Annotated in this window: 18 protein-coding genes and 1 other RNA gene; 6 read left to right on the top strand and 13 right to left on the bottom strand. The window is 34.3% G+C overall.

The window, feature by feature from the left end:
• Positions 1–11 precede the first annotated feature (11 nt).
• From DPQ89_RS03345 to DPQ89_RS03330, 4 genes are all read right to left on the bottom strand, one after another.
• A complete protein-coding gene (locus tag DPQ89_RS03345; protein ID WP_127715183.1) occupies positions 12–1,730 on the bottom strand; it encodes an ABC transporter substrate-binding protein in 1,719 nt (572 codons plus the stop codon).
• Between the two features lie 49 nt (positions 1,731–1,779).
• Complete coding sequence (locus tag DPQ89_RS03340; protein WP_127715181.1) at positions 1,780–2,280, bottom strand: regulatory protein RecX; 501 nt, start codon at positions 2,278–2,280, stop codon at positions 1,780–1,782.
• 52 nt (positions 2,281–2,332) lie between these two features.
• Entirely contained in the window at positions 2,333–3,466 is a 1,134-nt protein-coding gene (gene recA / locus DPQ89_RS03335; protein WP_127715179.1) for a recombinase RecA, read from the bottom strand.
• A 240-nt stretch (positions 3,467–3,706) separates the two neighbouring features.
• Positions 3,707–4,195: a phosphatidylglycerophosphatase A gene (locus DPQ89_RS03330; RefSeq protein ID WP_127715177.1), complete on the bottom strand. Its 489-nt coding sequence runs from the start codon at positions 4,193–4,195 to the stop codon at positions 3,707–3,709.
• Between the two features lie 45 nt (positions 4,196–4,240).
• Here DPQ89_RS03330 and DPQ89_RS03325 point away from each other — a divergent pair, with 45 nt between their 5' ends.
• Entirely contained in the window at positions 4,241–5,470 is a 1,230-nt protein-coding gene (locus tag DPQ89_RS03325) for a TIGR04552 family protein (protein WP_127715175.1), read from the top strand.
• On the opposite strand, the gene DPQ89_RS03320 is transcribed toward DPQ89_RS03325, so the two are convergent.
• The 6 genes from DPQ89_RS03320 to DPQ89_RS03295 are packed head-to-tail and all read right to left on the bottom strand — an operon-like array spanning position 5,467 to position 10,204.
• The gene (locus DPQ89_RS03320) at positions 5,467–6,351 is read right to left on the bottom strand and encodes an alpha/beta fold hydrolase (protein ID WP_127715173.1); all 885 of its coding nucleotides are present in this window, start codon (positions 6,349–6,351) and stop codon (positions 5,467–5,469) included. The two genes, DPQ89_RS03325 and DPQ89_RS03320, sit on opposite strands and share 4 nt — an antisense overlap.
• Positions 6,338–6,763: a hypothetical protein gene (locus tag DPQ89_RS03315; protein WP_127715171.1), complete on the bottom strand. Its 426-nt coding sequence runs from the start codon at positions 6,761–6,763 to the stop codon at positions 6,338–6,340. Before DPQ89_RS03315 ends, DPQ89_RS03320 begins: the two co-directional genes overlap by 14 nt.
• 28 nt (positions 6,764–6,791) lie before the next feature.
• The gene (locus DPQ89_RS03310) at positions 6,792–8,933 is read right to left on the bottom strand and encodes an ATP-dependent DNA helicase RecG (protein WP_127715169.1); all 2,142 of its coding nucleotides are present in this window, start codon (positions 8,931–8,933) and stop codon (positions 6,792–6,794) included.
• Positions 8,905–9,381, bottom strand: a complete 477-nt coding sequence (gene greA, locus DPQ89_RS03305) for a transcription elongation factor GreA (RefSeq protein WP_127715167.1) — start codon at positions 9,379–9,381, stop codon at positions 8,905–8,907. Before greA ends, DPQ89_RS03310 begins: the two co-directional genes overlap by 29 nt.
• Positions 9,382–9,390: 9 nt before the next feature.
• Entirely contained in the window at positions 9,391–9,693 is a 303-nt protein-coding gene (locus tag DPQ89_RS03300; protein WP_206611132.1) for a hypothetical protein, read from the bottom strand.
• Between the two features lies 1 nt (position 9,694).
• Positions 9,695–10,204 carry a hypothetical protein gene (locus DPQ89_RS03295; RefSeq protein WP_127715165.1) on the bottom strand — a complete coding sequence of 170 codons (510 nt, stop codon included), beginning with the start codon at positions 10,202–10,204 and terminating at the stop codon, positions 9,695–9,697.
• A 112-nt stretch (positions 10,205–10,316) separates the two neighbouring features.
• On the opposite strand from DPQ89_RS03295, the gene DPQ89_RS03290 reads away from it, so the two are divergent.
• Positions 10,317–12,035, top strand: a complete 1,719-nt coding sequence (locus DPQ89_RS03290) for an AarF/ABC1/UbiB kinase family protein (protein WP_127715163.1) — start codon at positions 10,317–10,319, stop codon at positions 12,033–12,035.
• Here DPQ89_RS03290 and DPQ89_RS03285 read toward each other — a convergent pair.
• Positions 12,032–13,054 (bottom strand): GNAT family N-acetyltransferase, encoded by a 1,023-nt coding sequence (locus tag DPQ89_RS03285; protein WP_127715161.1) that lies wholly within the window; start codon positions 13,052–13,054, stop codon positions 12,032–12,034. The two genes, DPQ89_RS03290 and DPQ89_RS03285, sit on opposite strands and share 4 nt — an antisense overlap.
• 268 nt (positions 13,055–13,322) lie before the next feature.
• Between DPQ89_RS03285 and DPQ89_RS03280 the strand changes: the two genes are divergently transcribed.
• The 3 genes from DPQ89_RS03280 to DPQ89_RS03270 all read left to right on the top strand — a co-directional run bounded on the left by DPQ89_RS03280 (position 13,323) and on the right by DPQ89_RS03270 (position 16,369).
• Positions 13,323–14,171, top strand: a complete 849-nt coding sequence (locus DPQ89_RS03280) for a flagellin (protein ID WP_127715159.1) — start codon at positions 13,323–13,325, stop codon at positions 14,169–14,171.
• Between the two features lie 272 nt (positions 14,172–14,443).
• Complete coding sequence (locus DPQ89_RS03275; RefSeq protein WP_127715157.1) at positions 14,444–15,277, top strand: flagellin; 834 nt, start codon at positions 14,444–14,446, stop codon at positions 15,275–15,277.
• 90 nt (positions 15,278–15,367) lie between these two features.
• Entirely contained in the window at positions 15,368–16,369 is a 1,002-nt protein-coding gene (locus DPQ89_RS03270; RefSeq protein WP_127715155.1) for a sugar nucleotide-binding protein, read from the top strand.
• 26 nt (positions 16,370–16,395) lie between these two features.
• On the opposite strand, the gene DPQ89_RS03265 is transcribed toward DPQ89_RS03270, so the two are convergent.
• Positions 16,396–16,929: a hypothetical protein gene (locus tag DPQ89_RS03265; RefSeq protein WP_127715153.1), complete on the bottom strand. Its 534-nt coding sequence runs from the start codon at positions 16,927–16,929 to the stop codon at positions 16,396–16,398.
• 58 nt (positions 16,930–16,987) lie between these two features.
• Positions 16,988–17,189, bottom strand: a non-coding RNA gene (gene ssrS / locus DPQ89_RS03260) — 6S RNA.
• 235 nt (positions 17,190–17,424) lie between these two features.
• Here ssrS and DPQ89_RS03255 point away from each other — a divergent pair.
• Complete coding sequence (locus DPQ89_RS03255; RefSeq protein ID WP_127715150.1) at positions 17,425–17,610, top strand: Flp family type IVb pilin; 186 nt, start codon at positions 17,425–17,427, stop codon at positions 17,608–17,610.
• Positions 17,611–17,726 lie beyond the last annotated feature (116 nt).

Here is a 17,726-nt window from a genome sequence, read left to right as displayed (position 1 = left end):
GAAGAAGTGGACTATTTTAGTCGTAAATATTTAAAGTTATTGTAGATCAAATCAGAGTGGCGATAGTTATTTAATCTGTCGTGATAAAGGATATAGTTACGTGAGTAATATTGCATCACCCAAGGCAACTCATCGATAATTATTGACTCCATTTCCTTCATTAACTCATTCTTTTTGGCTCCATTAGGAAGAACTTTTAACTCGTTAAAAAGTTTGTCAAACTTAGGATTAGAGTAAAAAGTTGAATTTGGTCCAGGAGCATGGTTTCTTGTGATGAGTAGTTGTAATACATTTTCTGCATCTGGGTAATCTAGTGCCCAACCGTCTTGCCAGAACTGAAGTTTACCCTGCCTTGCTTTCTCTAGAAATCCTGGAAATGTATTTAGTGCAACTTCAACGTTGATACCAATCTTTAATAGCTCTGATTTTACAAAGTCAGCTTGTTGACGATTGGTTGCGCTAACTCCTCTTACATCATAAGTAAGAGGAGGTAGTCCCTTGCCGTCAGGGAAGCCAGCTTTTCTTAAATACATCTTAGCTTTTTCTGTATTGTACTCATAAGGTAGTTTAGAAGATGGATCATAACCAGGTATACCTGGAGGATAGATTGAATTAGACTTTTGACCAATATTATTTGTGAAGACCTTTATGTATTTTTCTACATCAATTCCATGTGCTATCGCTTTTCTTAGATTTTTATTCTTTCCTAAAAGAGGATCATTCATATTGAATGAAAGCCACCAGTAAGTTAGCGTAGGAAATATTTGTAACTTTATATCTTCTTTTTCAAGCTCAGGAGTAAGATTACCATTAGGATCGACAGCAGAGCTGTAGTTGTCTTTTGGTATTACGAGGTAGTCGATTTTCTTTGCTTTAAAATTTAACCATCTCGTTTGAGCCTCTTTATAAACGTTATATTCTACCTTTTCTATGAATGGCATGACCTTTCCTGAATCAGCTAGAAGGTTTCTGCTATTTGCTATTCGGTCACCTTGACCTGGGTAAAAAACCTTTCTGTAATATGGATTCTTTTTTAGTGTTAGTCTAATAGAAGATTTCCATTCATCTAATTGATAAGGGCCTGTTCCTATAATTTTATTATTTAAGTTATTTTCATACATTTCGACAGCTTCTATCGGAATCGGTGAAGTGAAGCTCATTGCAAGTGTATAGAGCATTTGAGGGTAAGGGTCATTAAGCTCAATGACTAAGGTGTGATCATCAGGTGCAGTTACTCCTGAAATACTATAGGATTTAAATTTTGAAAAATCTCTTCCTACTTTATTTCTAAAATCGTTGATCCCTTTGATTTTTTGATCAAATAACCACCACCCATTACTATTGGTAGGAAGATAGGCAAGCCTTTTTAGCTGTGTAATAAAGTCTTTTGAGGTTACGAAACGCTTTTTGCCTTTAAATGCAGGATCATCATGATATTGAATATTTTTCTTAATTTTAATTGTATATTTCTTACCATCATTTTCAATTGTAGGCATACCTTCTGCGAGTAATGGTTGCAGAGTATAAGGTCTCTTTAAATAATGATACTCATATAATTGTTCATATCCTTGATAAACGATTGAGGCAGAAATAGTATCGTAACTATTAGCAGGGTCTATCGTAGAAATTTCACCAGATAATGAAACATTTAGAGTATTTGTTTTATCTTGCTTCTTACATGAAGAAATAAGTATAGCGATAGAAAGTAAAAATATATTTAAAATTTTCATGGTAATCCTTAGTTAATAAAAATTTACCACAAAAAATGATTAAGTGAAATTATTGGTTAGATGAAATAATTATTTCGAATTGTGATTGTATTTTTGAATAAGAATGCCCTTTGCTCATAAGGTACCTAAAGACTCGTTGCTTAATTTTTTGCTTTGTTTCGTAGTCTTGATGGTTGAAATCTATCTCTCTTGGAAGCTTCTTTTTAATTAGTTTATCAACTTGTTCACATGTAGACATGGGATACTGTGAAAAAATATCTAAAATATAATCCACATCAACTCTTATTTTCTCTTCTTGAAGCTTAATTTGAATGAAGCTTGGATGTAAACCTTTATGCATAAGGCCCTTAACTCTCGCTTCGATATAGTTTTCTTCTTTTAAATAGCCTAGATCTATTACTTCTTGAATCGCTTGCTCTATGTGTTCGCCATCATAGCCACGCTCTTTTAATTTCTTTGTAATTTTATAAATGGAATAGTCTCTCTTAGCGAGAAGTCTTATGCAGTATAAATATGCTGATTTTTGAGAAGATTCTTCGACTTTTTTCATAATAAGATCCCTTGGGCCAGATATTCATCTGGGCCAAGGTACTTTAAAAGAGTTATTGAATTGTTTTCTTTGTCTTTTTTGTTTTCTTTGCAGGCTTAGCTTCTTCAACGATATCCTGTGCTCCATTATCGAGAATTTCACCTGTTTCTGGATTAATCTCAGGCTCATCAAGCTTTATAAGGCCATTCTTAGCAAGAACTTTTTGTTTTATTTCTTCAAAGATCTCACTGTTCTCAGTAAGAAAATTCTTTGAGTTTTCTCTACCTTGACCAATTTTGGCATTATTATATGAGAACCATGCTCCAGCTTTTTCAACAACACCATGTTCAACAGCGAGGTCTAGTACATCTCCAGTCTTAGAAATACCACTACCATACATAATATCAAATTCTATTTGCTTAAATGGAGGAGCAACTTTGTTTTTAACAACTTTTACTCTTGTTCTGTTACCTGTAACATCGTCACCATTTTTAATTGCACCGATTCTTCTGATGTCTAGTCTAACTGAAGAGTAGAATTTTAAAGCATTACCACCAGTTGTTGTTTCCGGGTTACCAAACATAACTCCGATTTTCATTCTAAGCTGGTTAATAAAAATTACTGTAGTGTTTGATCGTGAAATTGATCCTGTTAATTTTCTTAAAGCTTGTGACATTAGTCTCGCTTGAAGTCCCATATGAGAATCACCCATATCTCCTTCAAGTTCAGCTCTTGGAGTAAGAGCAGCAACAGAGTCAACAATTAAAAGATCAACAGCACCAGAGCGTACAAGCATATCTGTAATTTCTAGAGCTTGTTCACCACTGTCTGGTTGAGATATAAGTGTGTTAGGAATATCAACACCAAGGTTTTGAGCATAATGTGTATCTAGCGCATGTTCTGCATCAACAAATGCGACTGTTCCACCAGCTTTTTGGCACTCGGCCGCTATATGTAGTGTTAGAGTTGTTTTACCAGATGACTCTGGCCCGTAAATTTCAATGATTCGACCTTGAGGAATTCCACCTACACCAAGAGCTAGGTCAAGACCTAAACATCCTGTAGAAATAGAAGGTACTCTTTCTAGCTTAGTTTGTGGGTCAAGTTTCATGATTGCACCCTTACCAAATTGTTTTTCAATTGTAGCAAGTGCTAAGTCTAGTGCTTTTGTTTTGTTTGCATCCGAAGTTGTGGATTTTGAAGCCATTGTTTTACTCCTACCTTTTATTAATTGTGTGCGGTCAAATTACGCTATCATTGTTAGTGCCTTAAGGCACGACGAAACTTAAGCAAATTAGTGGACTGTTTTATAATTCAATTACTTGTAATTACTCTTAAAAAACAGTCCATATTCTCGAAATTGCCTATATTGGCCAAAATTTCTTATATCTAATTATTTGCGTAAGTCATGCGTAAGTCAAGCATAAAATGCGTAAGTTGCGTAAGTTTATATGACGCGCAGGTAGCAAAGTCCCAAGTAGACGATCCCTGCGAAGATTCCGCTGATTATGTCGTCTAAGATAGTACCAGCACCATGATGTACTTTCTTATCAAAGTAGCTGGCAGGCCAAATTTTTATGATATCAAAAAATCGAAATAGAGCAAAAATCACTGTATAATGAAGAATCGACTGATTCTGGATAAAGAGCCAAGTCGTTGCAATACCTAATGATTCGTCTATAACTATCCACGATGGATCATGAAGTTCTAGTTTTCTTTGTGTAATGTCCGCTACTAAACAAGCTCCAGCCGTTGAGATGATTAGGAATGGTAGAAAAAGAAAGTATGGGGCGCCTGTGGTACCTAGTGCATACAAGAAGGGCATTGTGACTAAGGTTCCAAAGGTTCCGGGGGCCCAGGGAAAGAAGCCTGCTCCTCCTACTGAAAGAAAGAAAATATCGAGATTTTTGACACTAAGTTTATTTTTATCTGGCATACACTTATGGTAGTTTAAATGGATTATTAAGGAAATAGGTTATCAATGGTTAGACCAAATTATTTATCACAATATATGTTCGACTGGGAAATTTTGGATGTTATTGTAAGCGGAAAATCTGCTTTAGATTCAAAGTTCTTTGTTGGGGCTATTGGCGATAGTACTCAGGTGAATAAATTCTTGCGAGGTTATGGTCTTGATCCTAATGATCCTGTGAGTAGGGCCGAGTTATTTGGAAATTTTCAAGAGGCACTGCAGTTTATTCGAAGATACTTTCTAAAAGAGGGTAATGAAGAAGGTCTAGATTTAAAAATACCTAACTCACTATATATGATAACAGATATTGGTGAACTCTTTCTAATGGCGACTGGTCAGAAAGAAGGGACTCTTAAGGAAGATGAACTTTGGGCAGAGATTATTTTAAAAATCATGCACACAATTTTACATACTGACAAAGATCTTCGTTCTAATTATTTTTCTGCTATTCAAACTCAAATTTTTGATAAGTTTTATAAGTTTATTACAAGAGATGCTGACGATAATCTCTATCTTTGTTCTGATGATGAAAAGATAAAGCTGGTTGACTTTGAAACTAAGTCTAAGAAAACGAGAGAAAGTGTAATTATAAAGCTTCTTCATAAAGCTGAAAATGTCGCAGAAGAACTCTTTGATCGAATAGGAGTGAGGTTTATTACTGAGACGAAATTTGATGCATTAAGAGTCGTTAATTTTCTTGTTAAGCAGAATATTGTTATTCCACATAATGTTAAGCCTAGTCGTTCCGTAAACACTTTAGTTAATTTAAATACATTGAGAGACAAGTATCAAAATGTTGTAAAAATGAGCCTAAGAAATGACCTCGCTGAAGATCGTTTTGTAAACGCGGTTGAAAGAGAGATTTCAGAGTGCTCTGTCATAGAAGAAAATGAACGCAATAGTCACTCTGCTAAAAGCTATCAGGCAATTCAGTTTACTTGTAGACAACTTATTAAATATAAAAATCCATTCTTACAAGAATTTCATAGATTGAGAAAGGAAGCTAAGGCCAGTGGAGAGAATGATCTTGCAAAGAAGATTCTAAATTTAGATGTTTCGCTAATTGCAAGAGATATTAGATTCTTCTATCCTTTTGAGGTTCAAGTTGTTGATGAGAAGTCTCATAAAGAAAATACTGAAGGTGAAGCCTCTCATGCTGAATATAAAAAGGCGCAAGCAAGATCTGCAATGCTTAGAGTATTTGGCGAGCTTATAAAGTATAAAAATTTAGAAATTTAATATCTTTTGATAAAAGAGAGAATTCTTTCATTAAGTAGTTCTGGAAAGTCTATCTGTGGAACATGACTTCCATCTTTAACTATATATAAATCAGAGTTTTTTAAATACTTATGTAGTATTTTTTGAAGATAGTTTGGAATAATTTTATCAGAGTCTCCTCCAATAATTAAAGTAGGTGTATTAATATTTTCCAAATGAGAGATAATGCTATGTTGTTTCATTTTTTCTAGCAGATGAAAGAAAAGCTCTTTAGATAATTCACTAATTTTTTTCATATATATCTGAACAAAACTATCCTCAACTTTTTTAGTATTAAATCCACCGTCAAGAACGATCCAACGAGCAAGAGGATTTTTGAATGAGTTTTTCCAAAGATAGTTAAATATATTTGGATTATGATTTGAAAACTTCTCAATCAATGGAGCTGCAATATCAACAATATTTGAGTCAAACATTATGTCTTGTGGAGGAAGAACCGTTCCGGAAATTAGAACTAGAGATCTAATCTCATTGGGAAAGAGTTTTGCATATTCTAACGAGACATTCACTCCCATACTATGACCAATAATAATAGGATTAATAATATTAAGTGATTTTAATATTCCATTAATATCTTTTGCCATATTTTCAAAGGTGCACGCTTCTAGATTTTCTTGACCTGAAGAGCTGTAATGGGCCCTGTAGTCATGAATGAGAATTTTATATCCAAGATCATCGAAGAATTGTATTTGTGGTTTAAAGTGAGAATGGTTGCAGACTAGCCCATAGTTGAAAACGATAACATTGCTTTTGTCTTCGAGCTTATGGTCAAAGTTCGTAATATAAAATATTCGCGTCCCATCTTGTGAGTAGTAGTAGGAAGGGAATTCACTTTTCATCATATTTTAACTTCTCGAGATGAATGAAATCTTGCTCAATAAGAGAGAATATTTCCTCTAACATTGGAGTTTCTTGTATTCTTTTTTTATATAAGTTGTCTATATCTGTCAGATGATCAATATGGTCATATCTAAACTCGAGAATTTCGAAGCTTATCGAAGAAAACTCAATCTTACTTCCAGCATCAATATTTTTCTTTCCAGATATTTTCTTACCATTTACCTTATAGAAAATGCCTGCCTTTTTGTTTTCAACGTACAGCTTATCGTTCGAAACTGTTAGTATTATACCCGTGCATTCTGGATCGATTAGACTGGAGCTTGATTTCTTACCAATAGTAAAGATGTTCCCATTGTTATAATGAGTTCCGATAATAAATGGTGTTGAAGCCTTGGTAATTTCAATACGAATCATAGTCTAATGCTAACAGAATATTGTAGCACTAGACAGTGGAAAAAATCTTAGCATCTTTTTCCATTCTTTTTAAAAGTTTGCTAAGAGTTTCAGGATTTTCTTTTAGAATTTTAGTTGAATCTTCTTTCGCGTACTCTAGCTCTCTAGAATTAAGAATAATATTAGCAATTTTCTTATTATTGCTACTTCCTGACTGCTCTTTGCCAAAAATATCACCTGCTCCACGTAGTTTTAAGTCTTCTTCTGCAATATGAAATCCATCACTATATTTCTCTATAACTCTAAGTCTTTGCATACTTTCTGAAGAAATATTTTTCTCATTAACTAGGAAGCAAAACCCTGGCTTGCTACCACGTCCAACTCTTCCTCTCAATTGATGTAGTGAACTCAGTCCAAACCTTTCTGGACTTAGTATGGCCATAACAGTGGCATTGATTACATTGATTCCAACTTCAATAACACTCGTCGCTATCAGAATATTTATCTCATTGGCATTAAACTTTTCTAAAACAGATCGTTTTTCTTCTGATGCCATCTGTCCATGAATCCCAGCAATAGAATACTTAGGATAAAAAAGTTGAAACCTTTTTAATACATCTTCGAGATTCAATGTGTCTTGAGTTGGAGACTCTGTAATTGCTGGAACCACAACGTAGATTTGTTCATTCATTGATACTCTGGTGCTAATAAAATTTAGAAATTTTCCAAAGTTTTCTTGTGTAACAATTCTTGTTTGAGACCCCTTCCTGCCTGAAGGCATTGTCGTAATAGTTGATATATCAAGATCTCCAAACTGTGTTAAACAAAGACTTCGTGGAATAGGTGTTGCCGTCATAATTAAGCAATGACATCCTGAACCTTTTGCAACTAATTTTAGTCTTTGTTCAACTCCAAATTTGTGTTGTTCATCTATAATAGCGATGCTCAAGTTTTTAAATACCACTGTATCTTGGAATAATGAATGTGTTCCTATGATAAATTTGATTTTACCATTAGAAAGTTCCTCGAGTATCTTTTTTCTTTCTTTTTGAGGTGTTGAGCCTATTAATAATGAGCACGAAATATCAAGTTGGTCACAGTATTCTTTTATTTCTTTAAAATGCTGTATGGCCAAAGACTCTGTTGGGCACATTAGAGCACTTTGGAGTTCTTGCATGCAAACAATTAAGCCAGCGATGATGGCAATAGTTGTTTTTCCACATCCAACATCTCCTTGAACAAGTCTCATCATTGGATGACCAGATTCAAGATCATTTAAAACATCATTATAAGTACACTCTTGATCATTTGTTAAAGAGTAAGGGAAAAGAGACAGTATTTTTTCAATCGAAGCGGGGTCTCTTTTGATATTTATGCCAGGCAGAGATTTAATTGTTTTCTTTCTTAACGTGAACTTTAATTGTTCTTCAAATAATTCTTGATAGACAAGTCTGTCTCTTGCTTGTTGATATTGTAGTTCACTCCAAGAGTCTAGGATTTCTCTTTTAGCATGAATAATTGCGAATGATGTTTTTAAGTCTAGAAGATTTCTCTTGTTAATATATTCTTGAGGAAGGGTATCTTCTATATTATCCCACAATGCCAAAGGAATTTTTTCGATGACTTTTTTAATGTTTGAACTATTTACACCATTAGTAGTGGGGTATTGAACCTTTAACTGTGGGAGCTGACTTTCCTTTTCTTCAGTACTGGGAAGCTCATTTTGAGTATAGGGCTTAAAATCAGGGTTAACGACTTGTAAAGCGCCTTGGTAAGACTGCACCTGACCAGTAAACTCTAAATATTTTGATGATTGAATCTTGTGAGATACTGAACTATACGAGTTAAACCATTTTAACTCTAATGAACTTTTAGAAAAAATATCTTGAACGACAACTGTGATATTTAGAAGTTGTGCCATTCCTTTGCCTCGTCCGTTAAAGCTTGGAAGTGACCTTACTGAAATAACTTTTCCGATGCCTGTAAAAATGCTGTCTTCTTTTGCATGGCTAAAGTTTTTAAGAACAGGCATTTTGATTACTCGTAATGGAACGAGCCAGAGTAGGGAACTTAAGTCTGAATAACCTGCGCTTATAAGTGCGAGGGCACTTTTGCTAGGCTCTTTTGGGTAGAGCTCTCCAATTTGAGAGCTCCAGTTTAAGTTAGATATATTCGAACGACTCGACTTCATATTCAATGTCGCCCTTTGGAGCCTTTACAATAACAGTATCTCCCTCTTCCTTTCCAATTATGGCCTTGCCTAATGGACTCTTGAAAGAAATCTTTCCAACTTTCATATCTGATTCAGTTTCTCCAACAATTTTATAGACGACGGTTTCATCTTTATCTACGTCTAGTAAAGTTACTGTCGCACCGAATACGATCTTATCTGACTTTACTTCCGAAGGGTTGATAACTAATGCATTTGCTACTACACCTTGAAGTTGCATAATTCTGCCTTCGACAGTTGACTGCTTCTCTTTGGCTGCATGATATTCTGCATTTTCTTTTAAATCACCTAATTCTCTAGCTTCAGCAATAACAACTTTCAGCTCTTCTCTTTCAACCTTAATTAAGTGTTCAAGTTCTGTTTGAACTTTTTCGAACCCTTCTTTAGTAATTGGCATTTCATTATTCATATCTTTTCCTTAATTTTTAAATAGTGCATCTGCTGCATTTTTTAAGTCTTCAGCTTTTGTGCTGCTATCTTGTGAATTTGTTAAAATAAAGTAATCACAAAAATTGGCCATTTCCTTATCTACTAATCGATCAGCATTAGACTCTCGACATTCATTGTAAGCTGTTTTGTCATAGAAGTCACACATCTTACAGCAGTGAATATTCGCATAGCAATGTGGGCACTCATCACTTCTCATTATTTTAGCATTTTGTTCAAGATTTAAGACTTTTTCACACGCATGACAGATTAAGCCTTTTTCAAATTCTGACATATTAAAAGCTCCATTGTTTTTGAAAGTAAACAGTTTTAGCACTAGGTGATTTATCTTTTCTATAGCTTGACTGGTTAAAATCAATTCTAGGTAAGTTTCTCTTGTTATACTCTTGAACAGCTCTATTTAAATTCTTTTCATTACTAGCTTCGATAGTTCTAGACATCAAAAAATTTATAATAATCGCTGTCGCCCCGCCAATCATAAGTGATTGCTTGTTTTTACTATTACCATTAACGAAGAAGCTTCCTATAATCATACTTGTTCCTGCGGTACCAAGCGCCGCTGAGTACCACTTGACACTAGTACCCTTCTGGTACTTTTCTAAATACTCAGAAGCAATCTTGTCTTTTTCTAAGTAGAACCTCAGTCCTTCCCCTTTTTGTGTTGAGTTTGCATCAACTAGAACCTCTTGCTGATTAATAATAGCGGTTCTAGAGCAGGTTTCCTGAGCAATACAATTCCCAGATAGTAGTATAGTTAACAATATTAGTTTGATTAAATTTATCAATTAAACTCCAATTTCTTCTAGATACTAGCTTATTATATACATTTTATAAATACATGATGGTGGCCGGTTTTACCGTATATTTGTGTTGTGTGTAATATATTATCATTAACTTATGGATTTAATTAAAACAGGTATTGGAATAACTAAAACTATTAGAAATGTTTCTCGATTGAGGGAGATCGTTGTCATCTTTGCCAAGCATGGTTTTGACGAGTTTATTTCTGGTTCCGTTACTCAGCTAATACCAGACTTTGTTCTTCCAAAGAGTAAAAGAAGTATTAAAGAAGAATTAGAGGAAGACAAAACAAAGGATTGGGGAGATGTCATTGGCTTTCGTCTTCGTAAGTGTTTTGAAGAACTAGGTCCTGCTTTTGTTAAATTTGGTCAATTATTATCATCTAGAGAAGATATTTTTGATGAGTCTTTTATAGATCAAATGAAAATTTTAAGGGATCAAGTCAAGCCTGTTCCATTTGATGAAGCTGTAAAAACTATTAATGAAAGTCTAGGTGAGCCTTGGAAGAATGTATTTCTAGAGATAGACCCTCATCCTATTGGAACAGCTTCAATTGGAGTAGTTTTTAAAGGGAAGCTTCTTGATGGTACTAAGGTTGTTATCAAAGTCAGACGTCCAAATATTGAAAAAGAGATGTTAACTGATTTCTCTATTATGAAATATGTTTCATCTCAGATAGAAAAAGTTAGTGAAGAAATTAGGTTCCTAGGTATTTCGAGAATAGTTCATGATTTTTCAATTTCTTTACAAAATGAATTGAACTTTAATATTGAGGCACTTAATAGTGAGAAGTTGAAAAAGAATTTAGACTCTCATGGTGCAAGTGAACTTTTCTATATTCCTAAAGTCTACAAAGAGTTAAGTAGTGAGAAAATGCTTGTAATGGAGCAACTTATAGGAACTCCATTTAGTGAGGCAGAGAAACTTGATGACCATACCTCCCTTATTCAACCAAAGCTTCAAGAAGGTCTGAATGTATTTATAAAAACATTTCTAAATGATGGTTTTTTTCATGCTGACTTACATGGAGGAAATTTCTTCTATCTCGAAAATGGAATGATTGGTCTGATTGATTTCGGATTGATGGGTCATCTAAGTAAAAAAGGACGCGAGAATTTTATAGCAATTATATATTCTTTACTTAGTTTTAACTATGAAAACCTTGTTTTTGAGTTCTTGGATGTTGCTGAGTACGAGAAAGTTCCAGATGTAGATATTTTGATTTCTGATGTTAGAGATAGTCTATCTCCTTTTGTAGGGCTAACTGTTCAACAGACAAATTTTACTATAGTTCTACGCTCAGTCATAACAACCCTGAGAAAGCATGAGATATTTTTACCACGAGAGTGGTTTATTGTATTTCGTGCACTAATAACATTAGATGGTGTTGGGAAAAACTTAAAGATGGATATAGATTTATTTTCTTTAATGGAAAATGATATCTATGAAATAGTTAAGAATAGTTTTAAAAAAGAAGATTTGGCCGAAGAAGCAATATGGCTAGGAAGAGATTTGCTTTCTAGCTCAAAAGTACTTCCGCGGCATATGAAATGGTTTTTAAAGGATTGGGCGAAGAAAGGTTATGCTTTTGAGGTTGTTCATAAGGGCCATGAAAAGCAGTTTGACCAAGTTACTCATGCTATTCTCTTTTTAAGTAACTCACTTCTTGTATCAGTCTTCTTCGCCGCAGGTGTATATCTTGTAGGATCAGGAGATATTGAGCATTTTACAGATATCCCAATGATTACTTATGTTCTTTGGTTTTTAAGTTTTGTTCTCTTTGTTAGAGGATTCGCAATATCTAGAAAAGCCTAAATTGAATCTACACCATTAATAAAAAGAGATGGTAAGATTTCTGAAAATTCTTTTATTTGATTAGGCCCAAATAGTGAGTTCGTAAATTCTTTCAAAGAAAGTGAATATTCTTTTTCATCAAATTTAAATTGAATACTCTTTTCGTCTTTAGAAATTAAATTAATTCTTGAATTAGAAATTTTAGTTAAGAAAATGTCTAATTTCTTAACATTAGCTATCTTAATAAAGTATCCGTAGAGAATCTCTTTTTTTCTGTATATTTTATTAAAATCTTCACTGAGCCACAGTTTATATATATCTAATTGATTTAGCGATTTTTCAGTATTGCTAAAGTAATGTTCATGAATAATTCCTTCAAGATCATGTCCTTTCCCTAAAAGAAAATACTCTAAGATATTGTTACCATCATTTTTGTAAAATATTTTAGTTGAACTAATTTCTCTAATTAAAGACCAATCATTCTTTGTCCTTGTAACTTTAAAGCCCTGTTCTTTTTCATAAAGGACACTAAGAGATTTAAACAGTGGCAAGGGAATATCTTTTAGATTAGATTTCTTCCATTGAGGAGGAAGGGATTCTTCTAGTAGTACTTTCTTTCCTGTCTGAATCATTCCTCCACATTCATAAAAGAAAAATTTCTCATATAAAGAGCTTTGGTCAGACCATAGAAACATTAAGGCGAGCTCTTCATTATACTTGGAAAGGATATCTTTAAAAAAAGTAGAAAAGACTCCTTGTCCTCTATACTTGCTATCTACAGCAATACCTCCAATAAATCCAACATCTAGGGATTGTCCTTTAAAAGAAATTTTTCGTTTCTTAATTGCTACATGAGCTATAACTTTTTCTTCATCTATAATGATATGGCAATCATCATGATTCGACGGACTTATTAAAGGATAAAAGTCAGTAAGAAAGCTATGGTGCTTTGGATAATTAAAAGATCTTTCTAATAAAGATATAGTCTCTTCAAAGAAGCTTGGGTTTTTGGCCAATGTAGATTGTATATATCGCGACATTGTAAAATATTTTAACAGTTCTTTATCTAAAATATATATTTTTTTGTTGTCTCTAGAATATAAAAGCTCTTTTACCAGGCCTTAAGTCTTTGAAATTATGACGAGGTAGGCAATAAGTTCCATATAATTAGAGTGTCTAAAATATAATCACTTTTTTCTAAAGGAGAAAGTTTAACGGTCGATAGGTTGTTTGAAGGATAGGTTTTATATGTAAGACCTAATTAATCGGCGAAAAGGATTTTGCTGAAACCCCATCAAGGAGGATGAAATGGGACTTCGAATTAACACAAATGTGGCGTCATTAAATGCTCAGAGAAATTTGAGTGGTACGCGTCTTAACATGAACAGGTCGTTAGAAAAACTATCATCTGGTCAGAGAATCAACAGAGCTGGTGACGATGCTGCCGGACTCGCAATTTCAGAAAACTTAAAAGCTCAAATCAGAGGTTTAGGACAAGCAGAAAGAAATGCTGAAGATGGTATTTCACTAGTTCAAATTGCTGAAGGTGCCTTAGGTGAAGTTTCAAACATTTTAATTAGACTTAGAGAACTGTCTGTTCAAGCAGCTTCTGATACAATCGGGGCAACTGAAAGAAAGTTTCTAAATGTTGAATTTGAGCAATTAACTTCAGAAGTTGATCGTATTGCAAACTCAACAGAATTCAACCGTGTTCCACTTCTAAATGGAACAGGAGCTGTATTTGATATCCAAATCGGAACGAGAAATGACCCTATTAGTGATAGATTAACGTTTGATGCATCAAGTGCTGACGTTAACGTTGCGGCGTTAGGTCTTAACCTTGCTTCAGTTGCTGATAAGATTTCTGCACAGAACTCATTATCTTCAATTGATCAGGCGATTGTTTCTGTTTCTGGTATTAGAGCGGACTTTGGTGCTCTTCAAAACAGACTTCAATCAACAATTAATAATATTGCTGTAAGTATAGAAAACTTATCTGCTGCAAATTCTCGTGTTAGAGACACTGATATTGCTGCCGAGACTGCTGAGTTAACGAAGCAGAATATACTTATGACAGCGGGTACATCGGTTCTAGCTCAGGCTAACTCAAGTACTAAGAACGCACTGAACTTAATCCAATCAGCCTCTCAAGGGTAATGGTCTAGGGTCGTAAGACCTTAGATAGGATTAGATTTAAGTTTATTAGCTTTTAAAGTACTAGGAGGGTCTATGTTTGGACCAAATGGATAGTTGTAACTATAGTGATTGATTTCCTGCAAGATTCAATCGCTAGTAAAAACATAAGTTATAAAAAGAACAATTTAAAAACTTAGTAATTGCAGAATGAGAAACAAATATTAACTTAATTTTTTTGAACAAGATGTTCGAAGTATGCCACAGGAGGTTGCAGTGTTTGAAGGAGATTAATCATGGGAATGAGAATAAATACAAACGTGTCTTCATTAGCGGCACAAAGAACGCTAAGTACGACAAATAGAAAACTAAACGACAACCTGAGAAAATTATCTTCAGGTGAGAGAATAACAAGAGCTGCTGATGATGCGGCAGGACTCGCTATAAGTGAAAACTTGCGGGCCCAAATTAGAGGAATGGGACAAGCAAAGCGGAACGCAAACGATGCTATATCCTTAATACAAACGGCTGAAGGTGGACTAAATGAGATTTCAAATATCGTTATTAGACTTAGAGAACTCTCTGTACAAGCTGCCAACGACACGCTTGGATCAGAAGAGCGAAAGTTTTCTGACATTGAATTTCAGAATCTTAAAGAAGAGATTGATAGAATCTCAAGATCTAATGAGTTCAATGGGATTAAACTTCTCGATGGGTCAGGCGGTAGATTGGAATTCCAAGTTGGGGTTCACAATGATCCGATCAATGACAGACTTGTCTATGACGGAACTGGCTCAGATGCAACAATTGCAACTCTGGGGCTTTCAGCTGAAAGTGTTTCTTCTAAAGAGGGTGCACAGATTTCGCTTAAGAAACTTGATGATGCACTTGTGCAGATCAACGGTGTTAGGGCCAATATGGGTGCCTTACAAAACAGACTTTCTTCTACGGTCAACAACTTGGGGATCAGTGAAGAGAATTTAAGTGCGGCTAAGTCGCGAATTAGAGATGTAGATATTGCTTCAGAGACAGCCGAATTGGCCAAGCATAACATCCTAATTCAATCGGGTACTTCGGTTTTATCACAAGCGAACCAGTTCCCGAGCATAGCCACTAAATTGCTTGGTTAAAATTGTTCTTTATTGCCCTTGGCTTCGTATGAAGCAAGGGCATTTTTGCGTATTCTTACAACTTCTTTATATTTTTGTTATTATTAATTCATGAATAATGTAACAACTCTCGTACCTAAGAGAGAAAAAACTATTTTAATTTTTGGTATATCTTCATTTGTAGGATCGAACCTAGCAGAGTTTTTCAAAAAAGATTATCGAGTCGTAGGAACCTATAATAAGAACCCTGTTTTTATTCCTGGTGTTTTATCTCTACCTTGTGATGTTTTAAATAAAGAAGAAGTTCAGCTATGCCTCTACGCCTTGAAGCCTGATATTACGATATATGCAATAGGGCTTTCCTCTCTTATGGACTGTTCTCGTAATGAAGACTTAGCCGATGCTTTAAATGCGAGTGGTTTATTCAATGTTGTAGAATATTGCCAAAGATATAAATCTCAAGTCTGTTATATTTCTTCTGGCTTTGTTTTTGGTGGAGAAGATAAAAATTATATTGAAATGGATATTCCAGACCCAAATACGACTTATGGTAAAACTCAGGCTTCTGCAGAGTTTTATATTCAAAAATCTTCCCTAAATTATTTAGTGTTTAGAACATGTAAGCTATATGGACGTGGCTTCTTAGAAAGTCGTACTACTCAATTTGAGAAGTTGCAAAATAGCTTTATGAATCGTAAGAATGTTAACTGCGATGATAAAGTAAAAACAGGCTATTTAGATATTTACTACTTAGCGATGGTTCTTAAAATAACATTTGAAAAAAATGTGAAGAATAGGCTCTTCCAAATTAGCTCCAATGATACGGCTACGTTCTATGAGTTTTCTAAATATTACTGTGAAACTTTTTCAGAAAGTGAATCTTTAATTCAAAAAGGAAGATGGGGATATCCTATTCTTGCTACCGCTGCGACTATACCTACAGGTGAGAAAATTAATTTCAAATTAGATATTTCTAATATTGAAGGTTTTTTAAATATTAAACTCCCTAGTGTTAAAGAGTCTTTAGAGTTTACTTTTAAAAAGTTACATGGAGTTTCAAAAGCTTCAGGTGGAAGAAGCGCAGGTAGCGGAGATGGTGTTACTTTTATCTAGAGCAATAAGAAATTGCTCTAGAAAGTTTATCTTGCAGAGTTTCTAATGAATTCCGATAAGTAGTGTCTAACTAAAGCATCGGTTTCAACTGTTTCACCACCAAATCGCCAAGTTATATTGTTGAATGGACCAAGGTGGGCCCTTACTTCATGAACACCTTGTGAACCAGCACTATCAGTAGATCTTAATCTCGCTGTAAAGACTTCTTTTCCATTTGCGAGAAAACCAATAGTAATTAAATCAGCAGCTTTTCTTGCAATAATTAATCTTAGGCTATTTCTAAAAAGCATGAAGTCGTTTATTGTATTTGAAATCTTAAAGATCTTAATTGATGAACCAGACTGATTAGAGCTTCTGTATTCGTTGAATTTAGAAACATAAATTTCAAATTTTTCTCTAAGGTCTTCCATGAATTCAATTGAAGACTCTTCAAGCATATGAACAGGATTTAGGTGGTCATTCATATTGACGACACCTGACTCCTCCATATTTATTTCTTCAAGGGCCAGATTTTCAATCCATTTTGTAGGTGTTTCATTTTGTTGATTTACTTGATTCATATAATAATAATCAGCAATTAGAGGTCTACTGTCAACTTTAAGAATAAAGTTTAAGTTAAAAAGATGGGTCTTGAGTCAGACAATTTGGAGTTTTCCGCCCGTCATATGACAGGTGGGTGCAGTATTTAATTACTTTAGGCTTCTCACTAACTTTAACCATTTAGTAAAAGTGTAAGCTTGCTCACCATAATCAGGGACCGCCTCCGTTAAAGAGAATGTAGGGCGAAAAAACTATTTTGCCAACTACAAGACCCACATCCATTATACTGCTCTTTGACCTATACATATACAAGAAAAGTGATGCTCCTGTAATTACTATAGGTTAGAGTTTTTCAAGTAGGAAATGTTGTTTTTTGAGCCGCGTTACGGAAAATCACTGTATAATATAGGTAGATACCGGAGTTATCCGGTCGGTTATTTATTAATTCTAATACTTTGAGAAAAATCTTAAGTTTTGGAATGACCGACCGATAAGTTTATCCAAAGGAGAAAGTTATGAAAAAAACTTTGTTAGCCTACTTAAAGGATGAAAGCGGACAAACATCAACTGAATATATCTTATTGGTAGCTGTTGTTGCTTTGATTGTTTTCAAGTTTAAAGATGTCGCTACAACAAGACTGAACGGAATCACTGAGCAAGTGTTTGGTAAAGCCGAAGGTTTCGTAAACGAAATGGATTAAGTCTTAGATATTATTGAGGCGTGCTTCAATATATCTAAGCTATTCTTTTTAAACTCAAAACTAGGAATATAATTCCTAAGAGCGTTGTAATATCTATTCTTCTGTACACTTAAATG

The sequence above is a fragment of the Halobacteriovorax sp. HLS genome (genome assembly GCF_004006665.1).
Taxonomy (GTDB): domain Bacteria; phylum Bdellovibrionota; class Bacteriovoracia; order Bacteriovoracales; family Bacteriovoracaceae; genus Halobacteriovorax.
The sequence above is the reverse complement of the archived record's forward strand: the minus strand, read 5'-3'. Positions and strand labels throughout refer to the sequence as shown.

What these genes read in the sequence shown, in the direction of transcription:
- DPQ89_RS03345 (WP_127715183.1), bottom strand. Translation starts at nt 1,730, where the DNA reads ATGAAAATTTTAAATATATTTTTACTTTCTATCGCTATACTTATTTCT.
- DPQ89_RS03340 (WP_127715181.1), bottom strand. Translation starts at nt 2,280, where the DNA reads ATGAAAAAAGTCGAAGAATCTTCTCAAAAATCAGCATATTTATACTGC.
- recA (WP_127715179.1), bottom strand. Translation starts at nt 3,466, where the DNA reads ATGGCTTCAAAATCCACAACTTCGGATGCAAACAAAACAAAAGCACTA.
- DPQ89_RS03330 (WP_127715177.1), bottom strand. Translation starts at nt 4,195, where the DNA reads ATGCCAGATAAAAATAAACTTAGTGTCAAAAATCTCGATATTTTCTTT.
- DPQ89_RS03325 (WP_127715175.1), top strand. Translation starts at nt 4,241, where the DNA reads ATGGTTAGACCAAATTATTTATCACAATATATGTTCGACTGGGAAATT.
- DPQ89_RS03320 (WP_127715173.1), bottom strand. Translation starts at nt 6,351, where the DNA reads ATGATGAAAAGTGAATTCCCTTCCTACTACTACTCACAAGATGGGACG.
- DPQ89_RS03315 (WP_127715171.1), bottom strand. Translation starts at nt 6,763, where the DNA reads ATGATTCGTATTGAAATTACCAAGGCTTCAACACCATTTATTATCGGA.
- DPQ89_RS03310 (WP_127715169.1), bottom strand. Translation starts at nt 8,933, where the DNA reads ATGAAGTCGAGTCGTTCGAATATATCTAACTTAAACTGGAGCTCTCAA.
- greA (WP_127715167.1), bottom strand. Translation starts at nt 9,381, where the DNA reads ATGAATAATGAAATGCCAATTACTAAAGAAGGGTTCGAAAAAGTTCAA.
- DPQ89_RS03300 (WP_206611132.1), bottom strand. Translation starts at nt 9,693, where the DNA reads ATGTCAGAATTTGAAAAAGGCTTAATCTGTCATGCGTGTGAAAAAGTC.
- DPQ89_RS03290 (WP_127715163.1), top strand. Translation starts at nt 10,317, where the DNA reads ATGGATTTAATTAAAACAGGTATTGGAATAACTAAAACTATTAGAAAT.
- DPQ89_RS03285 (WP_127715161.1), bottom strand. Translation starts at nt 13,054, where the DNA reads ATGTCGCGATATATACAATCTACATTGGCCAAAAACCCAAGCTTCTTT.
- DPQ89_RS03280 (WP_127715159.1), top strand. Translation starts at nt 13,323, where the DNA reads ATGGGACTTCGAATTAACACAAATGTGGCGTCATTAAATGCTCAGAGA.
- DPQ89_RS03275 (WP_127715157.1), top strand. Translation starts at nt 14,444, where the DNA reads ATGGGAATGAGAATAAATACAAACGTGTCTTCATTAGCGGCACAAAGA.
- DPQ89_RS03270 (WP_127715155.1), top strand. Translation starts at nt 15,368, where the DNA reads ATGAATAATGTAACAACTCTCGTACCTAAGAGAGAAAAAACTATTTTA.
- DPQ89_RS03265 (WP_127715153.1), bottom strand. Translation starts at nt 16,929, where the DNA reads ATGAATCAAGTAAATCAACAAAATGAAACACCTACAAAATGGATTGAA.
- DPQ89_RS03255 (WP_127715150.1), top strand. Translation starts at nt 17,425, where the DNA reads ATGAAAAAAACTTTGTTAGCCTACTTAAAGGATGAAAGCGGACAAACA.